Source organism: Streptomyces sp. CB01373, from assembly GCF_002803075.1.
Lineage (GTDB): Bacteria > Actinomycetota > Actinomycetes > Streptomycetales > Streptomycetaceae > Streptomyces.
The window spans coordinates 164911-185503 of the sequence record NZ_NNBK01000004.1 but is presented as its reverse complement, the minus strand read 5'-3'; the positions used below and the strand labels follow the sequence as shown (position 1 = coordinate 185503).

Genomic DNA, 20593 nt, shown 5'->3' with positions numbered 1-20593 from the left:
TGCGGACGGAGGCGTCGTGGGGCGGGGCGGTGCGCTCGGCGCCGGGTGCTGGGCGGGGACGGGGCGCAGACGCCTGGTCGTCTCCGACACGCTCTCGACGGGCACGCCGCTGCCGCGTGCCGCCGTCGAGGGGCGATGTCCTGGACGCGGGGGTATGTTCCCGTCTTCACGCCGGCCGGGGATCGCCTGCTCACCGGGGAAGCGAGTGGTGGCCCTCCCGGCCCCGGCGCCCGCGCTCCCTGACGCGTCGTCGGCAGAGCCCCGCCCACCCGAAGGGCCGGGCCCGGGCGTCGTCGACGCGCCCGCGGAACGACCCGCGACGCCGCCGCGGGTGTCGGCGGGCGCCCCGGGGACGGTGGCGCGGCTTCCCCCGGCGGGGTCGGACGTCCTGGGCCCGGTGCCCGGTCGCGTCTGGTTGCCGACCGTGGGCGGTGCGTCCGGGAAGCGGGCCGAGGCGGCGGGAGGGGGCAGTGTCGCGGGGGGCGGTTTCGCAGTGGGCGTGGTGCTGCGGCGGGAGGGGGGACGGAAGTCCGGGAAACGGGGGCGGGAGTCGGTGGCGGCCTGGGCGCCGTCGGCGCCGGGGCCGGTGCGAGGCGGCGGGAAGCCGGTGCCGTACTCCGCCCGGTCGTTCGTGTCCGGACCAGCCGCTCCTCCCCCTGCCGCAACAGGAGAGGAGCCCCCCGTGCCCGAAGCGCCGGAACCCGCCGAAGCCCCGCGCGGGGGAGCGTTCAGGCTCGAAGCCGTGGGACCCGTCGACGCACCCCGCGCCTGCGCGGACGTACCGCCGCCAAGCGTCGGCCGTGTCGCGCCCGCGTTGGGCGTGGGCTCGTTGGGCGGGCCGTCGGTGGCGGGGGCCGGCGCGTCCGGGTCGCCGTCGCCGCCCGTGGGCCCGACGGGTTGTGGGGGGACGGGGGCGTGGCGCGCTTCCGTGCTCATGCACCCCCCGTTTCCTCGTGCCCGTGCCGTTTCACCGGGCACGGTCGTCCTCGTCGCCCCGCCCGGCGCGGACTCGTCGTCACCGGACACGCATACCCGTACGAGCGAACCGCCATCCCGGCTCAACGCTGCGGCCGGAATCACTTCCTGGTTCCGCCGTGCGTGCGCGTCACTCTACGGGCTGCCCCGGCCCCGGCGGGAACCAGTCCGCGAGGCCAGGGGGATCTGCCCGGAACATCCCCCTACCCTGCGGTAATCAGGTCTGGCAGGCTGCGTCCATGACTCCGCGCGCCGCCGACCGGGCCCGTTACGACCGGGCCGCCGCCCAACTCGACGCCCCTGTCGCGATCGTGGACCTGGACGCCTTCGACGCCAACGCGGAGGACCTCGTCCGCCGGGCCGGCGGCAAGCCGGTCCGGGTCGCCAGCAAGTCCGTGCGCTGCCGGGCCCTGCTCGAACGCGCCCTGGCGAAGGACGGCTTCGCGGGCATCATGTCGTTCACGCTCGCCGAGTCCCTGTGGCTGGCCCGCTCCGGCTTCGACGACGTGCTGCTCGCCTACCCGTCCGCCGACCGCGCCGCCTACGCCGAACTCGCCGCCGACCCCCAACTCGCCCGCGCCGTCACGGTGACGGTGGACGACCCCGCGCAACTGGACCTGATCGACGCCGCGCGCGGGGGCGGAGGCGAAGTCGTGCGGGTCTGCCTGGAGTTGGACACCTCACTGCGGCTGCTCGGCGGGCGCGTACGGGTCGGCGCGCGCCGCTCCCCGCTGCACTCCCCCGCCCAGGTCGCCGACATGGCCCGTGCGGTGGCCCGCCGCCCGGGGTTCGCGCTCGCGGGGATCATGGCCTACGAGGGCCATGTGGCGGGCGTGGGCGACGCGGTCGCGGGACGGCCACTGCGCTCGCGCGCGATCCGGCTGATGCAGGCCGCGGCACGCGGGGAACTCGCCGAGCGGCGTGCCGCCGTGGTGCGGGCGGTCCGGGCCGTGGCGCCGGACCTGGAGTTCGTGAACGGCGGCGGCACCGGCAGTGTGCAGCACACGGCGGCGGAGGACGCGGTGACCGAGATCGCCGCGGGCTCCGGGCTGTACGTCCCGCGGCTCTTCGACAACTACACGTCGTTCCGGGGCCGTCCGGCGGCGCTGTTCGCCCTGCCCGTCGTCCGGCGCCCGGGGGTCGGGGTCGTCACGGTCCTGGGCGGCGGCTACCCGGCCTCCGGCGCGCCCGGCGCGGACCGGCTCCCGGTGCCGTACCTGCCCGAGGGGCTGCGCTACGACCCTCAGGAGGGAGCGGGCGAGGTGCAGACGCCGCTGCTCGGCTCCCCCGCCGACGACCTGCTGATCGGCGACAAGGTGTGGTTCCGGCACGCCAAGGCGGGCGAGTTGTGCGAACGGTTCGACACGCTGCACCTCGTCGAGGGCGATCGTGTGACGGCTGCCGTGCCGACGTACCGGGGCGAGGGGCACACCTTCCTGTAGCCCGGGCCTCAAGGGGCGGCGGCGTCGACCCGCGCCCGTGGGCGGTTGCCCGGGCACGCCGGTGGCCGGTCCGGACCGTGCCGTCCGGCCGGCGTTCCGGGTGGGACGGGCTCACCTCACGTCCGCGTCAAGGACAGCAGCTCGCGGGCCGGGCCCGCCGGCCGGTGGCCGGTGGGCCAGACTGCTCGCAGGTCGCGTTCGAGGGTCACGCCGTCGACGGGGACGGGGACGAGGCGGCGCAGGGACAGTTCCTCGCCCACCGCGAGTTCGCTGAGCACCGCCGGGCCCGCTCCGCTGACCGCGGACGCCTTCACCGCCGTCGTGGAGGACAGCTCGATCAGCGGGCGGGCCAGGCCGCCGAGCGCCGCGTCCAGAACCTGCCGGGTGCCGGAGCCCTTCTCGCGCAGGATCAGCGGCGTGGTGGCCAGCTCCTCCGCGGACAGCGGGCGCCGCCGCCGGGCCCACGGGTGGGCCGGGGCGGTCACCACGAGCAGGCGGTCGTGGCCGATCACGACGGAGTCGAGACCGGACGGCACCGACACTCCCTCCACGAAGCCGAGGTCCGCCCCGCCCCCCAGCAGCCGCTCCGCCACCACCGCCGAGTTCCCGGCGAGCAGGGACACCGCGGTGTCCGGCCGCCGGGCGCGCAGCGCGATCAGCCAGCCCGGCAGCAGGTACTCCGCGATCGTCATGCTCGCCGCCACCCGCAGCCGCGAGTCCCGCCGGTCCCGCAGCGCCTGCGCGCCCGCGTCGAAGGCCTCCGCCGCCTCCACGACGCGCCGCGCCCAGTCGGTGACCAGGGCCCCGGCGTCCGTCAGCCGCGATCCGCGCGGCGAGCGGTCCACCAGCGCCACGCCGAGCTGCCGCTCCATGGAGCGGATCCGGCTGCTCGCCGCCGGCTGGGTGATGCCCAGCTCCCGCGCCGCCCCGCCGAGGCTCCCCAGCCGCGCCACCGCCAGCAGCAGTTCCAGCGCGCCCAGGTCGGGCACCCGGTGCGCCAGCGAGGTCCCCGGCCGCCGGCCCGCGCCGGCCCCTCCGTTCGCCTCGCCCCTCTGGGTGCTCTCGGTGCTCCTCATAAAGCCAGCTTATGTCGTGATAGACACAAACCCCCTGGTGGGAGCGTATGGACCGGGAAAACCTTGAGTCATGGTCACCGCAGCCCACTCCCTGCCCCGGCAGGCCGCACCCCGGCCCCGTGTTCCCGCCGTCCGTCATCTGGGCCCCAACTGGTACGCCTCCGTCATGGGCACCGCCGCCGTCGGCACGGCGGGCGCCGCGCTGCCGCCGCACATCCCCGGACTGCGAACGGTGTGCGCCGCTGTGTGGGCCCTCTCGCTCGTGTGGCTCATGGTCCTGCTGACCGCGCGCTCCCTGCACTGGATCCACCACCGCGACCAGGCCCGCGCCCATCTGCTGGACGCGGCGGCCGCGCCGTTCTACGGCTGTCTGTCCATGGCGCTGCTGGCGGTCGGCGGCGGCGCCCTGTCCGTCGGGCGGGACTGGATCGGCGTTCCCGCCGCGGTGGCCCTGGACACCGTGCTGTTCACCGCCGGTACGGCCGTCGGGCTCACGGCCGCCGTCGCCGTGCCGTACCTGATGGTCGTGCACCACCGGATCGAGCCGCACCAGGCGACGCCCGTGTGGCTGCTGCCGCTGGTCGCGCCCATGGTGTCCGCCGCCCTGGGGCCCGCCCTCGTGCCGCACCTGCCGGCCGGGCAGGCGCGGGCGACCCTGCTCCTGGCGTGTGTGGCGATGTTCGGGCTCAGCCTGCTCGCCACCCTGATCGTCCTGCCGGTGATCTTCGGCCGGCTGGTCACGGCGGGCCCGCTGCCGCTCGCGCTGACCCCGACACTGTTCCTGGTCCTCGGCCCGCTCGGGCAGTCCACGACCGCCGTCGGCGCGTTCGCGGACATGGCCCCCGGTGTCGTGCCGGCCCCGTACGCCGGCGGCTTCGGCGTGCTCGCCGTCCTGTACGGCGTCCCGGTGATGGGGTTCGCGCTGATGTGGTTCGCCCTCGCCGCCGCCCAGGTGGTGCGCGCCGCCCGCCAGGGCATGGGCTTCGCGATGACCTGGTGGTCGTTCACCTTCCCGGTGGGCACCTGCGTGACCGGCGCCGCGGCCCTCGCCCGGCACACCCACCTCGCCGCCTACAGCGGCCTCGCGGTCGCCCTGTACGCCGTCCTGGTGACGGCCTGGGCCGCCGCGGGCGTGCACACCGCCCGCGGGCTGGTCAGCGGCGCGCTGCTCGCAGCGCCTCGCCCAGTACCCGCGGAGCCCGCGCCAGCGACGGCCCGTACCACGTCAGGTGCCGCCCGCTGACCAGTGCGCAGGGCAGTCCGGGGAAGGCCTCGGGACCGTCGTCGGCGGTGAACCGGTACGGCTCGTCCGGCAGGACGACGACGTCCGGGGCCGCCGCGCGCAACTCCTCCAGCGGGACGCGCGGATAGCGTTCGGCGTGCCCGGCGTGGAGGTGGTCGACGCCCAGGCGGGCCAGGACGTCACCCGCGAAGGTGTCCCGGCCCAGCACCATCCAGGGCCGCCGCCAGATCGGTACGACGGCCGTCGTACGGCGCGGTGGCACGGGCGGCGAAGCCCAGGCGGCCTCGGCCTCGTCCAGCCACCGGGGGCGGGCGGTCCCGCCGCACGCGCGTAGCACCCGGGCCAGTTCGCAGAAGGCCTGCGGCAGGTCCCTGATCTCGGTCACCAGGACGTCCAGGCCCGCCGCGCGCAGGGCGTCGAGGTCGGGCTTGCGGTTCTCCTCCTCGTTGGCGATCACGAGGTCGGGGGCGAGGGCGGCGATCCGGTCCACCTTGGGGTTCTTGGTGCCGCCGACCCGGGCGACGTCGAGGTCCGCCGGATGCGTGCACCAGTCGGTGGCGCCGACGAGCACGCCGGGCAGGGACACGGCCACCGCCTCGGTGAGCGAGGGGACCAGCGAGACGACCCGCATCAGCGCGACCGGTCCTGTACCGCCTCGATGTGCTCGGCGACCGCGACCACGATCACCCGGGTGTCGGGCACGGTCGCCCGCCAGCGGTGGCGGACCCCGCCGGTGAGGTACATCGTGTCGCCGCGCACCAGCCGGTAGGCCCGGCCCTCCGCCTCGATCTCCACCGCTCCGTCGGCGACGTACATCAACTCGTCGTTGCGGTGCTGGAATTCGCGGCCGGCGTCGTGGTCGCCGGTGAACTCCGAGGCGTGGAGCTGGTGGTGGCCGCGCACCAGGGAGCGCACCCGGGGTTCGGGTTCCAGCTCGGTGACCTCGGCGCGTACGACGTCCACGCTGCACGCCGGGTCGGCCGCCGCGAGCAGTTCCACGGCGGTGGTGCGCAGGGCGTCGGCGACCTTCTCAAGGGAGGTCTGGCTTGGCCGGGCCCGGTCGTTCTCGATCTGGCTCAGGAAGGGGACCGACAGACCGCTGCGGTCGGCGACCACGGCGAGGGTGAGCCCCAGCGCGCGGCGGCGCCGCCGGACGGCCGCGCCCACCCGGAGGGGCCGCTCTTTGTTGTCGCCCATCGCTCCGGCTCCCTCCTTCGCTCGTCGGTCCGCTGTTCGTGGGGCCGCTGCCCGCGGGCCCGGTTCCGGGCGCACTCCTTCTGATGAGTTCTCTGCACCCTACGCATGTCCGGCAAACAGTTTCCTGTCGCCCGTCACATGCCTGTAAGGATCGCGCGGGTCCGGGGTGCGTGGGGGTGGCTCCGCACGGTTGGCCGGAATCCTCCTGTGGACAAGCGTGCGGGGCGGGCCCGTCCCGCGCATCGCGGGCGATGCGGGGCGGCCCGCCCCTTCGGCGGTGTCCGGAGCGGAGGCTACTGCGGGGTCATCCGCGCCGGGACGTCGGGGTGCTGCTTCAGCCAGGCGGCGACGGCCTCGTCCTCGTGGCCCTGACCGCGCTGGTTGATCTCGCTCTCCAGGCTGCCGAGCTCGTCCTCGCTCATCCTGAAGTTCTTGATCCACTTGGTGAGCTGCGGGTACTGCTCGGGGAACTTGGCGCTGGAGATGGTGCGCACGGTGTTGCCCTCGCCGAAGAGCTTCTTGTCGTCGGCGAGCTTGGTGAGGTCGTAGCGGCTGTACGCCCAGTGCGGCGACCACAGCACCACGGCCACGGGCTGCTTCCTGGCGTACGCGCGCTTGAGCTCGGCGAGCATGGCGGGCGTGGAGCCGTCGACGACCTTGTACTCCTTGTCCAGGCCGTAGCCGGGCAGGACCTTGGTCTTCAGCAGGTCCATCTCGCCGGTGCCCGGCTCGATGCCGATGATCTTCCCGCCGAAGGTGGACGCCTTGCCCTTGAGGTCCTCCAGGGACTTCACGTCCTTGACGTAGGAGGGCACGGCGATCTCCAGGGAGGTCGGCTCGTACCAGGTGCCGAGGTCCTTGAGTCTGTCCTTGCTCTTGTCCCAGTAGTTCTTCTGGGCGTAGGGCAGCCAGGCGTCGAAGTTGAGGTCGATGTCGCCGCCGGCGAGGCCCGTGTAGACCGGGCCCACGTCCATCTGCTTCATGTTCATCCGGTAGCCGCGGCGCTCCAGGACGTTCTTCCACAGGTGGGTGACGGCGATGTCCTCGTCCCACGGGAACCAGGCGACGTTCAGGGTGCGCCTGGCCTCGGCCGGCTTGGCGTCGGAGCCCCCGGGCAGCGGGGCGAGCTTGTCGACGACGCCCGGGTTGTCCTTCAGCCAGGCGCGCACGGCGTCCTGCTGGCGGCCCTTGCCCGCCTTGTTGATCTCGGCCTCGAGGCTGGTGAGCTGCTTCTCGGTCAGCTTGAAGTTCTTCAGCCAGTCGCCGACGACCGGGTCCTCGTTGGCGAAGCCCTTGCGGGCCAGCGTGTGCACGCCGTCGCCCTTGCCCCAGGAGCCCTTGGGGTCCTTCAGCTTCTTCAGGTCGTAGTCGCTGTACGCCCAGTGCGGCGACCAGAGCGTGACGACGATCGGTTCCTTCTTGCTGTAGGCGCGCTTGAGCTCGGCCAGCATGGCGGGCGTGGAGCTGTCGACGACCTTGTATTCCTTGTCGAGGCCGTAGTCCTTGAGGACCTTGCTCTTGAGCAGGCCCATCATGCCGGCGCTGGACTCGATGCCGGTGATCTTCCCGCCGAAGGTGGACGCCTTGCCCTTGAGGTCCTCGAGCGAGTTCACGTCCTTCATGTACGAGGGGACGGTCAGCTCGAGGGACGTCGGCCCGTACCAGGAGCCGAGGTCGTCGAGCTCGCTGCCGTACTTCTTCCAGTACTGGGCGTGGGTCGTCGGCAGCCAGGAGTCCGTCTCGAAGTCGACGTTGCCCTGGGCGAGCGCGGTGTAGAGCGGTCCGGCGTCGAACTGGCGGGCGTCGACCTGGTAGCCGCGCTGTTCGAGGACCTCCTTCCACAGGAAGGTGGAGGCGACGCCCTCGTCCCACGGGATGTATCCGATGGTGATCTTCTTGCCGCGGCCGACGTCGCTGCCGTCACCGGCGGCCGTCGTGCTGCCGCCGCCGGCGAAGAGGCCCATGCCGCCCGCGACCAGGGCGAGGACCACCACGCCGATCACGGCGATCTGCGGCTGCGGCCGGTAGGACCAGATCTTCAGGCCCTTGGCGGCCCGCGCCTTGGCGGCGGCACGCCGGCCGAGCGGCGAGACCTCGGTGCCCAGGGCGCTGGTCATGCGGTCGAGGTAGATCGCGAGGATCACGATGGCGATGCCGGACTCGGAGCCGAGGCCGACGTTGAGCTGGCCGATGGCCTCGTTGACGTCGCCGCCGAGGCCGCCGGTGCCGACCATGCCGGCGATCGCGGCCATGGACAGACCGAGCATGATCACCTGGTTGACGCCGGCCATCACGGTGGGCAGCGCCAGCGGGAGCTGGACGCGCAGCAGCGTGTTGCGAGGCGTGGTGCCGAACGCCTCGGCCGCCTCCACCAGTTCCTTGTCGACCTGGCGGATGCCCAGCTCCGTCATGCGGACGCCGGGCGCGAGGGCGAAGATCAGGGTGGCGACGATGCCCGCGGAGGCGCCGGTGCCGAAGAACAGGATGGCCGGGATGAGGTAGATCATCGCGGGCAGGGTCTGCATGAAGTCCAGGACCGGCCGGACGACGGCGCTGACCCGGTCCGAGCGGGCCGCCCAGATGCCGACCGGCACCGAGACGACCAGCGCGATGATCGTGGCGACGAGGACCAGTGACAGGGTCACCATCGCGTCCGACCACAGTTCCATGGAGTCGATGAACGCGAACCCCACGAAGGTGAGCACTCCGGCGAGGGAGCCGCGCAGCCACCAGGCGAGCACGGCGAAGATGCCCGCGAGCAGCAGCGGCTGCGGCGCCTGGAGGACGGCGTTGATGCCGTCGTAGGTGCCGGTGAAGACGGCCTTGAAGAAGTCGAAGAGCCAGGACATGTGGCCGAGCAGCCAGTCGACCGCGGAGTTGACCCAGTCGCCGAGCGGGATCCTAGGCACGGGCCACCGCCTTGTCGCCGCCCTTGTCCCGCGGCGCGTCGCAGCTCACCTGGCTGCTCTGCTCGTCGCCCAGGAAGCCGACGAGCCGCCGGCGCGGGACGATGCCGACGAGGTCGTGGTCCTCGTCCAGCACGGCGACCGGGTGGGGCACGCGGGCGCTGATCGCGCACAGCTCGGTGAACGGGGTGTGCGGGGTCGCGGTGTCGCAGCCGCAGTCCGCCTCGTCACCGCGCACGTCCCGGTCCATGACCGACTCCGCGGTCAGCACCCGGGACCGGTCGACGTCCTGGGTGAAGGAGGCGACGTAGTCGTCGGCGGGGCGCAGCAGGATGTCCTCGGCGGTGCCGGTCTGCACGATGCGGCCGTCGCGCATGACGGCGATCCGGTCACCCAGGCGCATGGCCTCGTTGAGGTCGTGCGTGATGAAGACAATCGTCTTCTTGAGCGTCTTCTGGAGCTGGAGAAGCTGGTCCTGCATGTCGCGCCGGATCAGCGGGTCCAGGGCGCTGAAGGACTCGTCCATCAGCAGCAGGTCGGCGTCGGTGGCCAGGGCGCGGGCCAGGCCCACCCGCTGCTGCATGCCGCCGGAGAGCTCGTCGGGCCAGGAGGACTCCCAGCCGGCCAGACCGCACAGGGCGAGCGCCTCGTCGGCGCGGCGTTCGCGCTCGGCGCGGGGCACGCCCTGCACTTCCAGACCGTAGGCGGCGTTCTCGCGGACGCTGCGGTGCGGGAAGAGCGCGAAGTGCTGGAAGACCATGCTGATCTTCCTGGAGCGGACCTCGCGCAGCTCGCGGTCGCTGAGCGCGGTCAGGTCCTGGCCGTCGAAACTGACGGTGCCCGCGGTCGGCTCCAGCAGCCCGTTCAGCATCCGCAGGAGCGTGGACTTGCCGGATCCGGACAGGCCCATGACGACGAAGATCTGGCCGGGATCGACGCTGAACGAGGCGTCGATGACGGCGGCGGTGGTGCCGCCGGCGCGCAGATCCTCGCGGTCGGCACCCTGCCGTAGCTTTTCCACTGCCTCGTCCGGTCGTCGGCCGAACACCTTGAACAGGTGCTGGGCCTGAAGTCTTGAAGACACGCGTACCTCTTGTCTCGGGGCCAGGGACAGGACGCAGAGGGCCGCTAACAGTTGAAGAAAGCAACCAACTTCGATCCGAGGCGCGCCTGCCCAGACCCTTTTGGCTCAAACCAAACGTGGTCTGGTTCACAATGCCCTCGCCTCACGGCCACCAGGAATCCACGGTTTCCGCCGTCGGGTGACTTGTCGGTGCCGTACGGCATGATGCGGGACGTGACCGGACGACTGATGCTCCTCGACACCGCCTCCCTGTACTTCCGCGCCTATTTCGGCGTCCCGGAGTCGATCAGGGCCCCGGACGGCACGCCGGTGAACGCCGTGCGCGGGCTGCTCGACTTCATCGACCGGCTGGTCAAGGACCACCGGCCCGACCTCCTGGTGGCGTGCATGGACGCGGACTGGCGTCCGGCCTGGCGGGTGGAGCTGATCCCCTCCTACAAGGCGCACCGGGTGGCCGTGGAGCGCACCGGCGGCCCGGACGAGGAGGAGGTGCCGGACACGCTGTCCCCGCAGGTCCCGGTGATCGAGTCGGTCCTGGACGCGGTGGGCATCGCCCGGGTGGGCGTGGCGGGGTACGAGGCGGACGACGTGATCGGCACGTTCACCGCGCGGGCGAGCGGCCCGGTCGACATCGTCACCGGCGACCGGGACCTGTACCAGCTGGTGGACGACGCCCGCATGATCCGGGTGCTGTACCCGGTCAAGGGCGTCGGCACGCTTCAGGCCACCGACGAGGCGGCGCTGCGGGAGAAGTATGGGGTCGACGGCCCGGGGTACGCGGATCTGGCGCTGCTGCGCGGCGATCCGAGCGACGGGCTGCCGGGCGTGCCCGGCATCGGTGAGAAGACGGCGGCCAGGCTGCTCGCCGAGTTCGGCGACCTGGCCGGGATCATGGCGGCCGTCGACGACCCGAAGGCGAAGCTCACGCCGTCGCAGCGCAGGCGGCTCGACGAGGCGCGGCCGTATCTCGCGGTGGCGCCGAAGGTCGTGCGCGTCGCCGCCGACGTCCCCCTGCCGGACGTGGACACGGCGCTGCCGCGCGCCCCGCGCGATCCGGCGGCGCTCGAGGAGCTGGCGGCCCGCTGGGGCCTGGGAGGTTCACTTCAGCGGCTGCTCACCACGCTGGGGGCGTGACGGCCGCGGCGACGCCCGCCCGCCGCTCCCCGTAAGGGAGAGGTACTCACCGGGGAGAGGTGCTAACTTAGGTAAACCTAAGCAAGGGGAACTGGGAGGCCGTCATGGCAGAACGTCCGGCGCGCAAGCAGCGCAGGACCCACTCCGCGCAGGTCGTCCGGACCGAACGGCTGACCCCGCACATGCAGCGCGTGGTGCTCGGCGGGGACGGCCTGGCCGACTTCTCGGCGGACAGCTGCACGGACCACTACGTCAAGCTTCTGTTCCCGCCCGACGGCGTCTCCTGTCCCGAGCCCTTCGACCTCCAGCGGATCCGCGAGGAGCTGCCGCGCGAGCAGTGGCCGGTGACCCGGACGTACACGGTGCGCGCCTGGAACCCCGGCCACCGCGAGCTGACCCTGGACTTCGTCATCCACGGCGACGAGGGGCTGGCCGGCCCCTGGGCGCTGCTGGCGCGACCGGGCGAGACCGTGCACTTCCTGGGTCCCGGCGGCGCCTACGCCCCGGACGCGAGCGCCGACTGGCATCTGCTGGCCGGTGACGAGAGCGCCCTGCCGGCGATCGCGCGCTCACTGGAGGCACTGCCCGAGGGCGCGACGGCCCACGCCTTCATCGAGGTCGCCGGCCCCGAGGAGGAGCAGAAGATCGACTCCGACGTGGAGGTGGTCTGGCTGCACCGCGGCGAGCGGCCGGTCGGCCGGGCGCTGGTGGAGGCCGTACGGGCGCTGCCGTTCCCCGAGGGCCGGGTGCACGCGTTCGTGCACGGCGAGGCCGGGTTCGTGAAGGAGCTGCGCCGGCTGCTGCGGGTCGAGCACTCCGTTCCCCGCGAGAGCCTGTCGATCTCCGGGTACTGGCGGCTCGGCCATGACGAGGACGGCTGGCAGGCCTCCAAGCGGGACTGGAACGCCCGGGTCGAGGCGGAGCAGGAGGGCGCGGCGCCGGCCGCGTGAGCCACGCACGAAGCGGCGGCGGTACCGGGTCGGTACCGCCGCCGCTTTCGCGTGGCTCAGACCGACCGCTGGTAGGAGTGGAACGTCCGTATGGACAGCCACACCGCGGCCACCGCGAGGGCCAGCAGCGCGCCGCCCCGGCTTCCCACGACGCTCCAGTCGGGATGCGCGGACATCGCGGAACGGCCCGCCACCATCGCCCAGTTGAGCGGGTTGAAGTCGGCGATGTGGCGCATCCAGCCGGGCATCTGTGCGGGGGCCATGAAGGCAGAGGACAGGAACGTCAGCGGCAGCAGCAGGGAGGTGTTGATGCCGATGATGGACTCCCGCTCCTGCACCAGCATGCCGAGCGCGTTGGACAGCGCCCCGAAGACCGTGCCGAGCAGCACCGAGGCGAGCACCAGGATCAGGACGCCGCCGACGCCGCCGGGGTAGTCGGCCCCGCCCAGCAGGCCGAGCAGCACGATGACGACCGACTGAAGGGCGGTGACGAGGCCGTTGTGGACCACGTTGCCGTTCATCAGGGCGGCCCGGCTGACCGGTGTGGTCAGGAACCGGTTGAGGGTGCCGCGCTGGATCTCCTCCAACATGCCCATGCCGGCCCACATGTTGGAGCTGAGCGCGCTCATCACGACCACGCCCGGTACCAAGTAGTCCAGGTATGAGGTGGTGCCGAAGCCGCCGAGTTCGACGACCTTCCTGAAGAGGTTGCCGAACAGGAACAGCCAGATCACGGGCTGGATCAGGGTGATGACCGCGTAGGCGGGCTGGCGCGCGAACACCATCATCTGACGCTGGGTCATGTACCAGGTCTGGGAGATCGCGGTGCTCATCGGGCACCTCCGGCGAGGGCGAGGGCCTCGGCGCCGGCGGCTCGGCTCTCGGCCTCCGCCTCGGCGTAACGGCGGCCCGCGTAACGGAGGTAGACGTCGTCGAGGGAGGGGCGGGCCACGGTCGCCGCGGTCACGGTGACTCCGGCGCGCTCCAGGCCCGCGAGAAGCGCGGGGATCGCGGCGGCTCCGTCGTCGGCGCGGGCGCTGATCCGGCGCCCGTCGATCAGCACCTCGTGCACGCCGGGCAGGGAGCCCAAGGTGCCGGCGAGCAGCGTGCGCCCGGCCTCGCCGACCGCCTCCCGCAGTTCCATGTGGACCGCGTCGCCGCGCAGTTCGCCCTTGAGGGAGTCCGGGGTGCCCTCGACGACGACCCGGCCGCGGTCGACGATGGCGATGCGCTCGGCGAGCCGGTCGGCCTCCTCCAGGTAGTGCGTGGTGAGCAGGATGGTCAGTCCCTCCTCGCCTGCCAGGCGGCCGATCTCGTCCCACATCGCCGTACGGGCCTCCGGGTCGAGGCCGGTGGTGGGCTCGTCGAGGAAGAGGACCTCGGGCCGATGCACCAGTCCGAGAGCGACGTCCAGGCGCCGCCGCATACCGCCGGAGTAGCCCTTGACCGGGCGGCGGGCGGCGTCGGCGAGGCTGAACCGCTCCAGCAGTTCGTCGGCCCGCCGGTCGAGGCCGGCGCCCTTCAGACCGTAGAGCCTGCCCTGGAGCCGGAGGTTCTCACGGCCGGTGGCGACCGGGTCGGCGCCGGAGTTCTGCGCGACCACGCCGATGGCGCGCCGCACCCGGTCCGGGTGGCGCAGCACGTCGTGGCCGGCCACGGTCGCCTCGCCGGCGTCGGGGCGGGCCAGGGTGGTGAGGATCTTGACGGTGGTGGACTTGCCGGCGCCGTTCGGGCCGAGGAGGCCGAAGACGGTGCCCGGCTCGACGGTGATGTCCATGCCGTTGAGGGCGGTGACGTCGCCGGAATAGGTCTTGATCAGTCCGCGCGCCTCGACGGCGGGTGCCCGGGTGGGACTCATGGCGGAGCTCTCCTGGATGAGTGGTGCGTGGATGGGTGGCGAAGATCGCCGAATGATCCACGTGAGAGCGCCGGGCTATCCTGAGTGTGCCGCACCTCGATCGCCCGGAGAAGCCTCACGGTGGATTCGGCTTCGGGGTTCGAGACCCCGGCGGGACTGCTGCAACAGCCCTGCCGGGGTCTGTCTCATGGCGAGTTCACTTCTGGTAGTGGCGTTCCTCGGCTTCCTTGAACTCCGCGGGGATCTCCCCCGTCTCATGGAACCGGCGCCAGCCCTCGACGCCCGGCAGCGAGCCCTCGCGGATCTCGCGGGCGAAGCCGCGGACCCACTCCGTCTCCGCCTCGGCCATGTGCTGGTGGTACTCGACCTCTATGAGGAACAGGCGCGGCAGCGTCTCGTAGAGCTTGTCCAGCACCGCCCGTCCGCTCGCCACCCGCATTTCCAGGGCGGTCAGCCGTTCCTCCAGCAGCCGCACGACGTCGTCCGGGGGCAGCGCCCCCAGCAGCGAGAGCGCGGTCTCGAAGATCGGGTACTCCTTGGCCGGCACGGCGACGAGGTCCGACAGCCACCGGGTCATCTCCTCACGGCCGGACCCGGTGAGCGCGTAGATCGTGCGCTCGGGTCGGTTGCCCCGGCGCTCGACGTCGACCACCTCGACGAAGCCGCGCTCCTCCAGGTTCTGCACGACCGTGTAGAGCGAGCCGTAGTTGATCTTTGTGCTGGCGTCCTTGCCCTGACGGCGCAGGGTCTGCGCGATCTCGTAGGGGTGCATCGGTTTCTGCCAGAGCGTGGTCATCACGGTCAGCGCGAGCGGATTGCTCAGCCTTCTGCGCCCGCCGGCCATCACCGTCACCTCGCTTCCGAATATCCGGCCACGAACATATCGCGTCTCCGCGCGCACGTCAACGTACGCGATATATCGTGGTCCCGGTGGCGACATTCCAGCGTCAGCCCCCCGGAGGCGGGCGGGCGGATGCATGCTCCTGCCCACCGGCCGGGCGGTCGGCGCACCGGTTTCCCGGGGCCGTGGGCGGCCTCGTAGGCTTTCGGTCGATGCGACGCAAGACCCGTACCCCGCCCTCTCCCCTGCCGCAGCGCCGCGGGGTGGACCCGGTGCGGATACGGCTGCCCGCCGCCGGGTCCTGGGCCACCGTGCGGGCGTATCTGGTGGAGCGGTTGTCGGGGGCCGGGCCCGGGGTGGTCGGGGCCATGGTCGACGCGGGCCTGGTAGTCGGGTCCGACGGACGGGCGGTGGCGACGGACGCGCCGTACGAGCCCGGCATGTACGTGTGGTTCCACCGGAAGCTGCCCGAGGAGGTGCCGGTGCCCTTCCCGCTCCGGGTCGTGCACCGTGACGAGCACCTCGTCGTCGTCGACAAGCCGCACTTCCTCGCCACCACCCCGCGGGGTTCACACGTCGCCGAGACGGCCCTGGCACGGCTGCGCCGGGAGCTGGGCATCCCCGCGCTGAGCGCCGCGCACCGCCTGGACCGGCTCACCGCCGGGCTGGTGCTGTTCACGGTGCGGCCCGAGGAACGCGGCGCCTACCAGGCGCTGTTCCGTGACCGGCTGGTGCGCAAGGAGTACGAGGCGGTGGCGCCGTACGATCCGGCACTGACCCTGCCGCGGACCGTGCGCAGCCGGATCGTGAAGGAGCGCGGGGTCCAGGCCGCCCGCGAGGTGGCGGGCGACCCGAACGCCGTCACGCGCGTGGAGCTCGCCGAGCACCGCCCGGACGGGCTCGGGCGGTACCGGCTGGTGCCCGCCACCGGGCAGACGCACCAGCTGCGGGTGCACATGAACGCACTGGGTGTACCGATCCTGGGCGACCCCCTCTACCCGGTGGTGACCGACCCCGTGCCCGCCGGTGACTTCCGGCGCCCGCTGCAACTGCTGGCGCGGACACTGGAGTTCACGGACCCGGTCACGGGGGCGGAGCACCGGTTCACCAGCGGGCGGGTGCTTCGGGCCTGGTCCGACCTCGCGGGGTGGGCGGGTCGTCAGTAACCGCGCCACCAGCGCAGGAGGCGCTGCCAGGCACCCTGGGGGCGGGCCGCGCCGGCGGCCGGTGCGAGGTGCGGGTCCTCGACGGCCGGTGCGACACCCGGCTCCACGGCGGCCGACGGGTCCGGCACCGCCGAGCCCGTGGCCGACGGCTCGGGCGACCGCTCCGGCCGCCGCCCCGCTGTCGCGCTGCCGATCTCCCACTCCGGGCGCGACGGCTCAACCGGGTGCGGGGTGTGGCTCGGCTTGGATCGCTCGTCCTGCTGCGGCCGCGGCGTGAACCGCACCGGCAGCTCCAGCAGATGGCGGGAGGCGATCGACTCCGTCCAGCGCAGTTCCGTCTCCTCACAGTCGAGCCGGACGTCCGGCAGCCGGGTCAGCAGCATGTCGACGCCGACGTCGGCGATGGCACGCCCGACGTCCTGGCCGGGGCACTCGTGCGGGCCGCCGCCGAAGGCGAGGTGGGAGCGGTTGCCCTGCATGTCCGCCGTCGGACCGGGCCGCACCCGGGGATCGGCGTTGCCCGGCGCGATGCCCAGCAGCAGCCCGTCACCCCGGCGGATGCGCCGGCCACCGAGTTCCGTCTCCTGCTTGGCGAAGTAGCCGAAGATGGTGCTGAACGGCGGCTCGTCCCACAGGGACTGCTCGACCGCCTCCGGCACGGTCATCTGACCGCCGTTGAGCTGGGCCCGGAAACCGGGCTCGGTCAGAACCCGGCGCACGGTGTTGGCCAGCAGGTTGGCGCTGGCCTCGTAGGTGCCGATGAGTACGACGCGCAGATGCTGGCCGACCTCCTCGTCGGTCAGGCCCGCCGGCTGGTCGATGAGGTGGCTGGTGAGGTCGTCCTCGGGCCGGGACCGGCGGCGGACGGTGAGCCGAAGCAGGCAGTCCATGATGTACTCGTTGCTGGCGATCGCGGTCTCGGTGCCCTTGAGCATGTCGCGGGCGGCCTGCACGATCCGGTCGTTGTACTCCTCCGGCATGCCGAGGACCTGGCACATCACCGCCATGGGCAGATGCTCGGTGAACCGGGCGACGAGGTCGGCGCGGCCCGTCTCGCAGAACCGGTTGACCAGGCGCTGGGTGGCGCGGCCGATGTGGCGGCGCAGGGCACGGAAGTCGATGAACTCCAGGGCGCCCTGCACGGCGCCGCGCAGCCGCCTGAGCTCCTCGCCCTCGGCGTGCGCGCAGATCGGCTGCCAGGCGATGTGCGGCATGAGCGGATGGTCGGGCTTGACCGTGCCGTCCCCGAGCGGCGTCCAGATACGGCTGTCCTTCGTGAACTGCGAGGGGCTGCTCACCATGTGCAGGTTCTCGGCATGGCCGAGGACCACCCACATCGGCACGTCGTCGTGGAGCAGTACGGGCGCCACCGGGCCGTACTGCTCGCGGAGTTGCTCGTAGAGGACTCTCAGGTCCCGCGCCTCGTGGAGCCGGTGCAGTCCTCCGGGCCCGGTGCCGTGCGCGGGGCAGCCGGGCGGCGGGGCGGGGGCGAGGTCGTCCGGACCGGTCGGGGAATCGTGTTCAGGCGTCACGGCGGTCGCTTTCGGGGAACGGAGGAGGTGTGGGTGCGCGGACGGGCCGTCCGGCGCGGATCAGACGGTCGAGCCGGTCACGGCGAGGGAGTGCAGGAAGCGTGTCAGCGTCAACAGCACGTCACGGCTGGAGGAACGGCGCCGCGCGTCACACTCGACGATCGGGATCTCCTCGGGCAGGTCGAGCGCGGCACGCAGCTCCGGGACCGGGTGGCGGGGGGCGTCCGGAAAGGAGTTGACGGCCACGACGAAGGGCACGCCGCGCTCCTCCAGACGGCCCATGACGTCGAAGCTGACCTCCAGCCGGCGGGTGTCGGCCAGCACCACCGCGCCGAGCGCGCCCTCGAACAGCCCGTTCCACAGGAACCAGAAGCGCTGCTGGCCGGGGGTGCCGAAGAGATAGAGCACCAGGTGGTCGCTGACGGTGATCCGGCCGAAGTCCATCGCCACGGTGGTGGCCGTCTTGGACTCCGAGCCGTAGTCGTCGTCGACGCCGATACCGGCCTGCGTCATCGTCTCCTCGGTGGTCAGCGGCCTGATCTCGCTGACCGAGCCCACCATGGTCGTCTTGCCGACCCCGAAGCCGCCGACGATCACGATCTTCGCCGCTGTCCGGACCGTGTGCGGCAGATGGTCCTCAATACGCGGGCCGGGGAGGGCGTCAGAGCCTTTGAAGTCCATGCATCACCGCTTCGAGGAGGTGTCGGTCGGGGACCGCCCGGCGGACGATCGGCGCGCGGGCCTGCACACGGCCGGCCGCGAGCAGCTCGGTGATCAGCGCCGTCGTCGCGCTGAACGGCAGGCCGAGGTAGGCCGACAGCTCGGCCACGGACAGCGGGGCGGCGCACAGCCGCACCAGCGCCACCTGCTCCGGGGTGGCGGACGGCGGCGGCTCGGCGCGCGCCACGATCAGGGTCACCAGGTCGACGGCCGCGCGGGCGCCGTCCTCGCCCGCCCCGGCGACCACGTACAGCCGCTCGGGGTTCTTCTCCTCGCCCTGCCCGGCGGATTCGGGGGGCGGCGGGGGCGGTTCGTGCCCGGGGGAACGCCTCTGGCGCCGCGGAGGGCTCATACGGTCTGCCCGCCCCGCCGCGGCGGACTGGTCAGGTGGGCGCCGATGCGGACCACGAGGTCGCGCATGCGGGCGCTCATGAGTCCGGGTTCGGTGCGGATGTCGGCGAGCACCGCGAGATAGGCGTTGGCACCGGCGGACATGAGGTAGAAGTAGCCGCCGTCGATCTCGATGACGACCAGCTTCATCCGGCCGTCGCTGCCCGGGATCTCCACGGCGACGGCGGACGCGAGGCTCTGGAGTCCGGCGCAGGCCGCGGCGACCCGGTCGGCGGCGTCGCCGTCGCCGCCGTAGCGGGCGATGCGCAGGCCGTCGGCCGAGAGGACCACGATCATCCCGATGCCGGGCACGCTGTCGTGGAGCTCCTTGAGCATCCAGTCGAAGTTGGCTCGCTGCTGGATCACTTGAGGTCCCCCTCGTCGTCGGCCCGGACGTCGGCCTCGGCACGGGCCGGCTCCTCGATCAGGTGGAGATACGCGGTCGGTTCCCGGGTGAACGCGGTCGGGTCCGGACCCGGGTTGTCCTTCTTCAGCCCGTCCCAGAACGCCTCGACCCACAGGCCCGGTTCGGGGTCCTTCCTGCTGGGCGCGGTCCCGGGTCCGGACGCGGCCCGCACCGCCCCGCTCTCCCGCTCGGCCCGCTCGGCGGCGGCCTGCTCGGCGACACGCCGGCCCAGCGGGGCCCTGGCCCGGCTGCGGCGCTGCGGCAGACCGCCCGCCGTCCACTCGGTGACCTCGGGGACATCGTCGTCCGCCGGAAGGACCGCGGCGGGGACGCGGGGGCTGGTGGGGCGGCGTCTCTTCGGGGCGCGCTCGGGGCCCGCCACCGCGTCCTCCCCCGGACGCGGCACGGAGGTGGCGCCGATGCCGTGGGCGAGCCCCGGAGCGGGTTCGGTGGTCGTCATCTCGCCGGGCACCACGAGGACCGCGCGGACACCGCCGTACGCGGAGGCCCGCAGGGAGACCTGCATCCGGTGCTTCGCGCACAGCCGTCCCACGACCGCGAGGCCCAGGCGGGGGGTGTCACTGAGGTCCAGCGGATCGACGCCGGCCCTGGCCGCCTCGAGCAGCCGCTCGATCCGGGCGCGTGTCTCCTCGTTCAGGCTGACGCCGCCGTCCTCGATCTCGATGGCGACGCCGGTCTGCACCTCCACGGCCGTGACGTGCACCTTGGTCTGCGGCGGCGAGTAGCGGGTGGCGTTGTCGAGGAGTTCGGCCGCGGCGTGGATGACGGGCTCGACGTCGACGCCCTTGATGTTGACCTTGGCGATGGAGTGCAGCTCGATCCGCCGGTATTCCAGGATCCGGGACATGGCACCGCGCAGCACGCTGTAGAGCGTGACCGGGTTGGGCCACTGGCGGCCGGGGCGGCCGCCGCCGATGACGGAGACGGAGTCGGCCAGCCGGCCGATCAGCGCGGTGCCGTGGTCGATGCGCAGCAGGTCGTCGAAGACCTCGGGGCTGCGGCCGTGGTCCTCCTCCATCTCCCTGAGTTCCCTGGCCTGTTGGTGCACGATCGCCTGGACGCGCCGGGCGATGCTGACGAAGGCGCGCTGGGTGGAGTCGCGGATGTTCTCCTCGTCGTCCACGATCTTGAGGATCATGCGCACCACCGCGCGCTGCGACTGAGGGATCCCGCGCCACTCGGGGTGTCCGTCGACGATGTCGCGCATCACCTCGGCGGGTGTGTGGTTGCCGCGCAGGTGGTCGATGGCGGCGGGCAGGACGTCGGAGGCGAGACGGTGGATCTCCCGGTCGTGGGCGGCCAGGCGCCCCTCCAGGTCCGCGGTGCGCCGGGCGTACTGGGCCCGCTCGTCCCGGATGACGCGCCCGCGGCGCACCGCCTCGGCGCCCGTGGTGAGCACCAGCAGGGTGGCGACGGCGCCGCAGCAGGCAACGGCGAGGCGGGCCGGGTCCGGCACCAGGGCGACGGCGGCCCCGGTGGCCGCCGCCATCACCAGTGCGGGCAGCAACAGCACGCGCGCGTAGGGAAGTTCACGGCCACCGGGGGGCGATTGAACACTCACCATGTAAGCCCTCTGAGGAGAATCGGCTGGGTTCGGGCAGCTTCCAGTGGGGGTAAGTCATGAAATCGACGCGGATTTCGGCGCGTTCGAG

The 20593-nt window shown here is 72.7% G+C and carries 18 protein-coding genes; 5 read left to right on the top strand and 13 right to left on the bottom strand.

Annotated elements, in window-relative coordinates; translation table 11 throughout:
• Positions 1-1214 precede the first annotated feature (1214 nt).
• Positions 1215-2417 (top strand): amino acid deaminase/aldolase, encoded by a 1203-nt coding sequence (locus CG719_RS07830; protein WP_100567783.1) that lies wholly within the window; start codon positions 1215-1217, stop codon positions 2415-2417.
• Between the two features lie 116 nt (positions 2418-2533).
• Here CG719_RS07830 and CG719_RS07825 read toward each other — a convergent pair whose 3' ends face one another.
• Positions 2534-3493: a LysR family transcriptional regulator gene (locus CG719_RS07825; protein ID WP_234375483.1), complete on the bottom strand. Its 960-nt coding sequence runs from the start codon at positions 3491-3493 to the stop codon at positions 2534-2536.
• Positions 3494-3563: 70 nt separating this feature from the next.
• Between CG719_RS07825 and CG719_RS07820 the strand changes: the two genes are divergently transcribed.
• Positions 3564-4736, top strand: a complete 1173-nt coding sequence (locus tag CG719_RS07820) for a TDT family transporter (protein WP_100567782.1) — start codon at positions 3564-3566, stop codon at positions 4734-4736.
• On the opposite strand, the gene CG719_RS07815 is transcribed toward CG719_RS07820, so the two are convergent.
• The 4 genes from CG719_RS07815 to CG719_RS07800 all read right to left on the bottom strand — a co-directional run bounded on the left by CG719_RS07815 (position 4648) and on the right by CG719_RS07800 (position 9923).
• The gene (locus CG719_RS07815) at positions 4648-5367 is read right to left on the bottom strand and encodes a helical backbone metal receptor (RefSeq protein WP_100567781.1); all 720 of its coding nucleotides are present in this window, start codon (positions 5365-5367) and stop codon (positions 4648-4650) included. The genes CG719_RS07820 and CG719_RS07815 overlap by 89 nt on opposite strands.
• Entirely contained in the window at positions 5367-5933 is a 567-nt protein-coding gene (locus CG719_RS07810) for a helix-turn-helix domain-containing protein (RefSeq protein ID WP_100567780.1), read from the bottom strand. The genes CG719_RS07815 and CG719_RS07810 overlap by 1 nt, the downstream gene beginning before the upstream one ends.
• A 293-nt stretch (positions 5934-6226) precedes the next feature.
• Positions 6227-8842, bottom strand: a complete 2616-nt coding sequence (locus CG719_RS07805; RefSeq protein WP_100567779.1) for an ABC transporter permease/substrate binding protein — start codon at positions 8840-8842, stop codon at positions 6227-6229.
• The gene (locus tag CG719_RS07800) at positions 8835-9923 is read right to left on the bottom strand and encodes a quaternary amine ABC transporter ATP-binding protein (RefSeq protein ID WP_100567778.1); all 1089 of its coding nucleotides are present in this window, start codon (positions 9921-9923) and stop codon (positions 8835-8837) included. The genes CG719_RS07805 and CG719_RS07800 overlap by 8 nt, the downstream gene beginning before the upstream one ends.
• Before the next feature lie 204 nt (positions 9924-10127).
• On the opposite strand from CG719_RS07800, the gene CG719_RS07795 reads away from it, so the two are divergent.
• Complete coding sequence (locus CG719_RS07795) at positions 10128-11057, top strand: 5'-3' exonuclease (RefSeq protein WP_234375489.1); 930 nt, start codon at positions 10128-10130, stop codon at positions 11055-11057.
• A gap of 104 nt (positions 11058-11161) precedes the next feature.
• The gene (locus CG719_RS07790; RefSeq protein WP_100567777.1) at positions 11162-12007 is read left to right on the top strand and encodes a siderophore-interacting protein; all 846 of its coding nucleotides are present in this window, start codon (positions 11162-11164) and stop codon (positions 12005-12007) included.
• Positions 12008-12063: 56 nt separating this feature from the next.
• Here the strand turns inward: CG719_RS07790 and CG719_RS07785 are convergent, their stop codons facing one another.
• The 3 genes from CG719_RS07785 to CG719_RS07775 form a co-directional block, all read right to left on the bottom strand.
• A complete protein-coding gene (locus tag CG719_RS07785; RefSeq protein WP_100567776.1) occupies positions 12064-12840 on the bottom strand; it encodes an ABC transporter permease in 777 nt (258 codons plus the stop codon).
• Positions 12837-13865, bottom strand: a complete 1029-nt coding sequence (locus CG719_RS07780) for an ATP-binding cassette domain-containing protein (protein WP_100567775.1) — start codon at positions 13863-13865, stop codon at positions 12837-12839. Before CG719_RS07780 ends, CG719_RS07785 begins: the two co-directional genes overlap by 4 nt.
• 196 nt (positions 13866-14061) lie before the next feature.
• Positions 14062-14709 (bottom strand): PadR family transcriptional regulator, encoded by a 648-nt coding sequence (locus CG719_RS07775; protein WP_100567774.1) that lies wholly within the window; start codon positions 14707-14709, stop codon positions 14062-14064.
• 209 nt (positions 14710-14918) lie between these two features.
• Between CG719_RS07775 and CG719_RS07770 the strand changes: the two genes are divergently transcribed.
• Entirely contained in the window at positions 14919-15872 is a 954-nt protein-coding gene (locus CG719_RS07770; protein WP_100567773.1) for an RluA family pseudouridine synthase, read from the top strand.
• Here the strand turns inward: CG719_RS07770 and CG719_RS07765 are convergent.
• The 5 genes from CG719_RS07765 to CG719_RS07745 are packed head-to-tail and all read right to left on the bottom strand — an operon-like array spanning position 15866 to position 20505.
• Positions 15866-17404 (bottom strand): cytochrome P450, encoded by a 1539-nt coding sequence (locus CG719_RS07765; protein ID WP_100567772.1) that lies wholly within the window; start codon positions 17402-17404, stop codon positions 15866-15868. The two genes, CG719_RS07770 and CG719_RS07765, sit on opposite strands and share 7 nt — an antisense overlap.
• 60 nt (positions 17405-17464) lie before the next feature.
• On the bottom strand, positions 17465-18085 hold the full coding sequence (locus CG719_RS07760; protein ID WP_100567771.1) for a GTP-binding protein: 621 nt from the start codon (positions 18083-18085) through the stop codon (positions 17465-17467).
• On the bottom strand, positions 18066-18476 hold the full coding sequence (locus CG719_RS07755; RefSeq protein ID WP_100567770.1) for a DUF742 domain-containing protein: 411 nt from the start codon (positions 18474-18476) through the stop codon (positions 18066-18068). The genes CG719_RS07760 and CG719_RS07755 overlap by 20 nt, the downstream gene beginning before the upstream one ends.
• Positions 18473-18880 carry a roadblock/LC7 domain-containing protein gene (locus tag CG719_RS07750; protein WP_100567769.1) on the bottom strand — a complete coding sequence of 136 codons (408 nt, stop codon included), beginning with the start codon at positions 18878-18880 and terminating at the stop codon, positions 18473-18475. Before CG719_RS07750 ends, CG719_RS07755 begins: the two co-directional genes overlap by 4 nt.
• Positions 18877-20505, bottom strand: coding sequence for an ATP-binding protein (locus tag CG719_RS07745; protein WP_234375482.1), 1629 nt, complete (start codon positions 20503-20505; stop codon positions 18877-18879). Before CG719_RS07745 ends, CG719_RS07750 begins: the two co-directional genes overlap by 4 nt.
• Between the last annotated feature and the right edge of the window lie 88 nt (positions 20506-20593).

Coding starts and splice junctions, on each gene's coding strand:
- CG719_RS07760 (WP_100567771.1), bottom strand. CDS start 18,085: ATGGACTTCAAAGGCTCTGACGCCCTCCCCGGCCCGCGTATTGAGGAC.
- CG719_RS07775 (WP_100567774.1), bottom strand. CDS start 14,709: ATGGCCGGCGGGCGCAGAAGGCTGAGCAATCCGCTCGCGCTGACCGTG.
- CG719_RS07830 (WP_100567783.1), top strand. CDS start 1,215: ATGACTCCGCGCGCCGCCGACCGGGCCCGTTACGACCGGGCCGCCGCC.
- CG719_RS07755 (WP_100567770.1), bottom strand. CDS start 18,476: ATGAGCCCTCCGCGGCGCCAGAGGCGTTCCCCCGGGCACGAACCGCCC.
- CG719_RS07820 (WP_100567782.1), top strand. CDS start 3,564: ATGGTCACCGCAGCCCACTCCCTGCCCCGGCAGGCCGCACCCCGGCCC.
- CG719_RS07790 (WP_100567777.1), top strand. CDS start 11,162: ATGGCAGAACGTCCGGCGCGCAAGCAGCGCAGGACCCACTCCGCGCAG.
- CG719_RS07785 (WP_100567776.1), bottom strand. CDS start 12,840: ATGAGCACCGCGATCTCCCAGACCTGGTACATGACCCAGCGTCAGATG.
- CG719_RS07780 (WP_100567775.1), bottom strand. CDS start 13,865: ATGAGTCCCACCCGGGCACCCGCCGTCGAGGCGCGCGGACTGATCAAG.
- CG719_RS07795 (WP_234375489.1), top strand. CDS start 10,128: ATGCGGGACGTGACCGGACGACTGATGCTCCTCGACACCGCCTCCCTG.
- CG719_RS07815 (WP_100567781.1), bottom strand. CDS start 5,367: ATGCGGGTCGTCTCGCTGGTCCCCTCGCTCACCGAGGCGGTGGCCGTG.
- CG719_RS07770 (WP_100567773.1), top strand. CDS start 14,919: ATGCGACGCAAGACCCGTACCCCGCCCTCTCCCCTGCCGCAGCGCCGC.
- CG719_RS07825 (WP_234375483.1), bottom strand. CDS start 3,493: ATGAGGAGCACCGAGAGCACCCAGAGGGGCGAGGCGAACGGAGGGGCC.
- CG719_RS07745 (WP_234375482.1), bottom strand. CDS start 20,505: ATGGTGAGTGTTCAATCGCCCCCCGGTGGCCGTGAACTTCCCTACGCG.
- CG719_RS07810 (WP_100567780.1), bottom strand. CDS start 5,933: ATGGGCGACAACAAAGAGCGGCCCCTCCGGGTGGGCGCGGCCGTCCGG.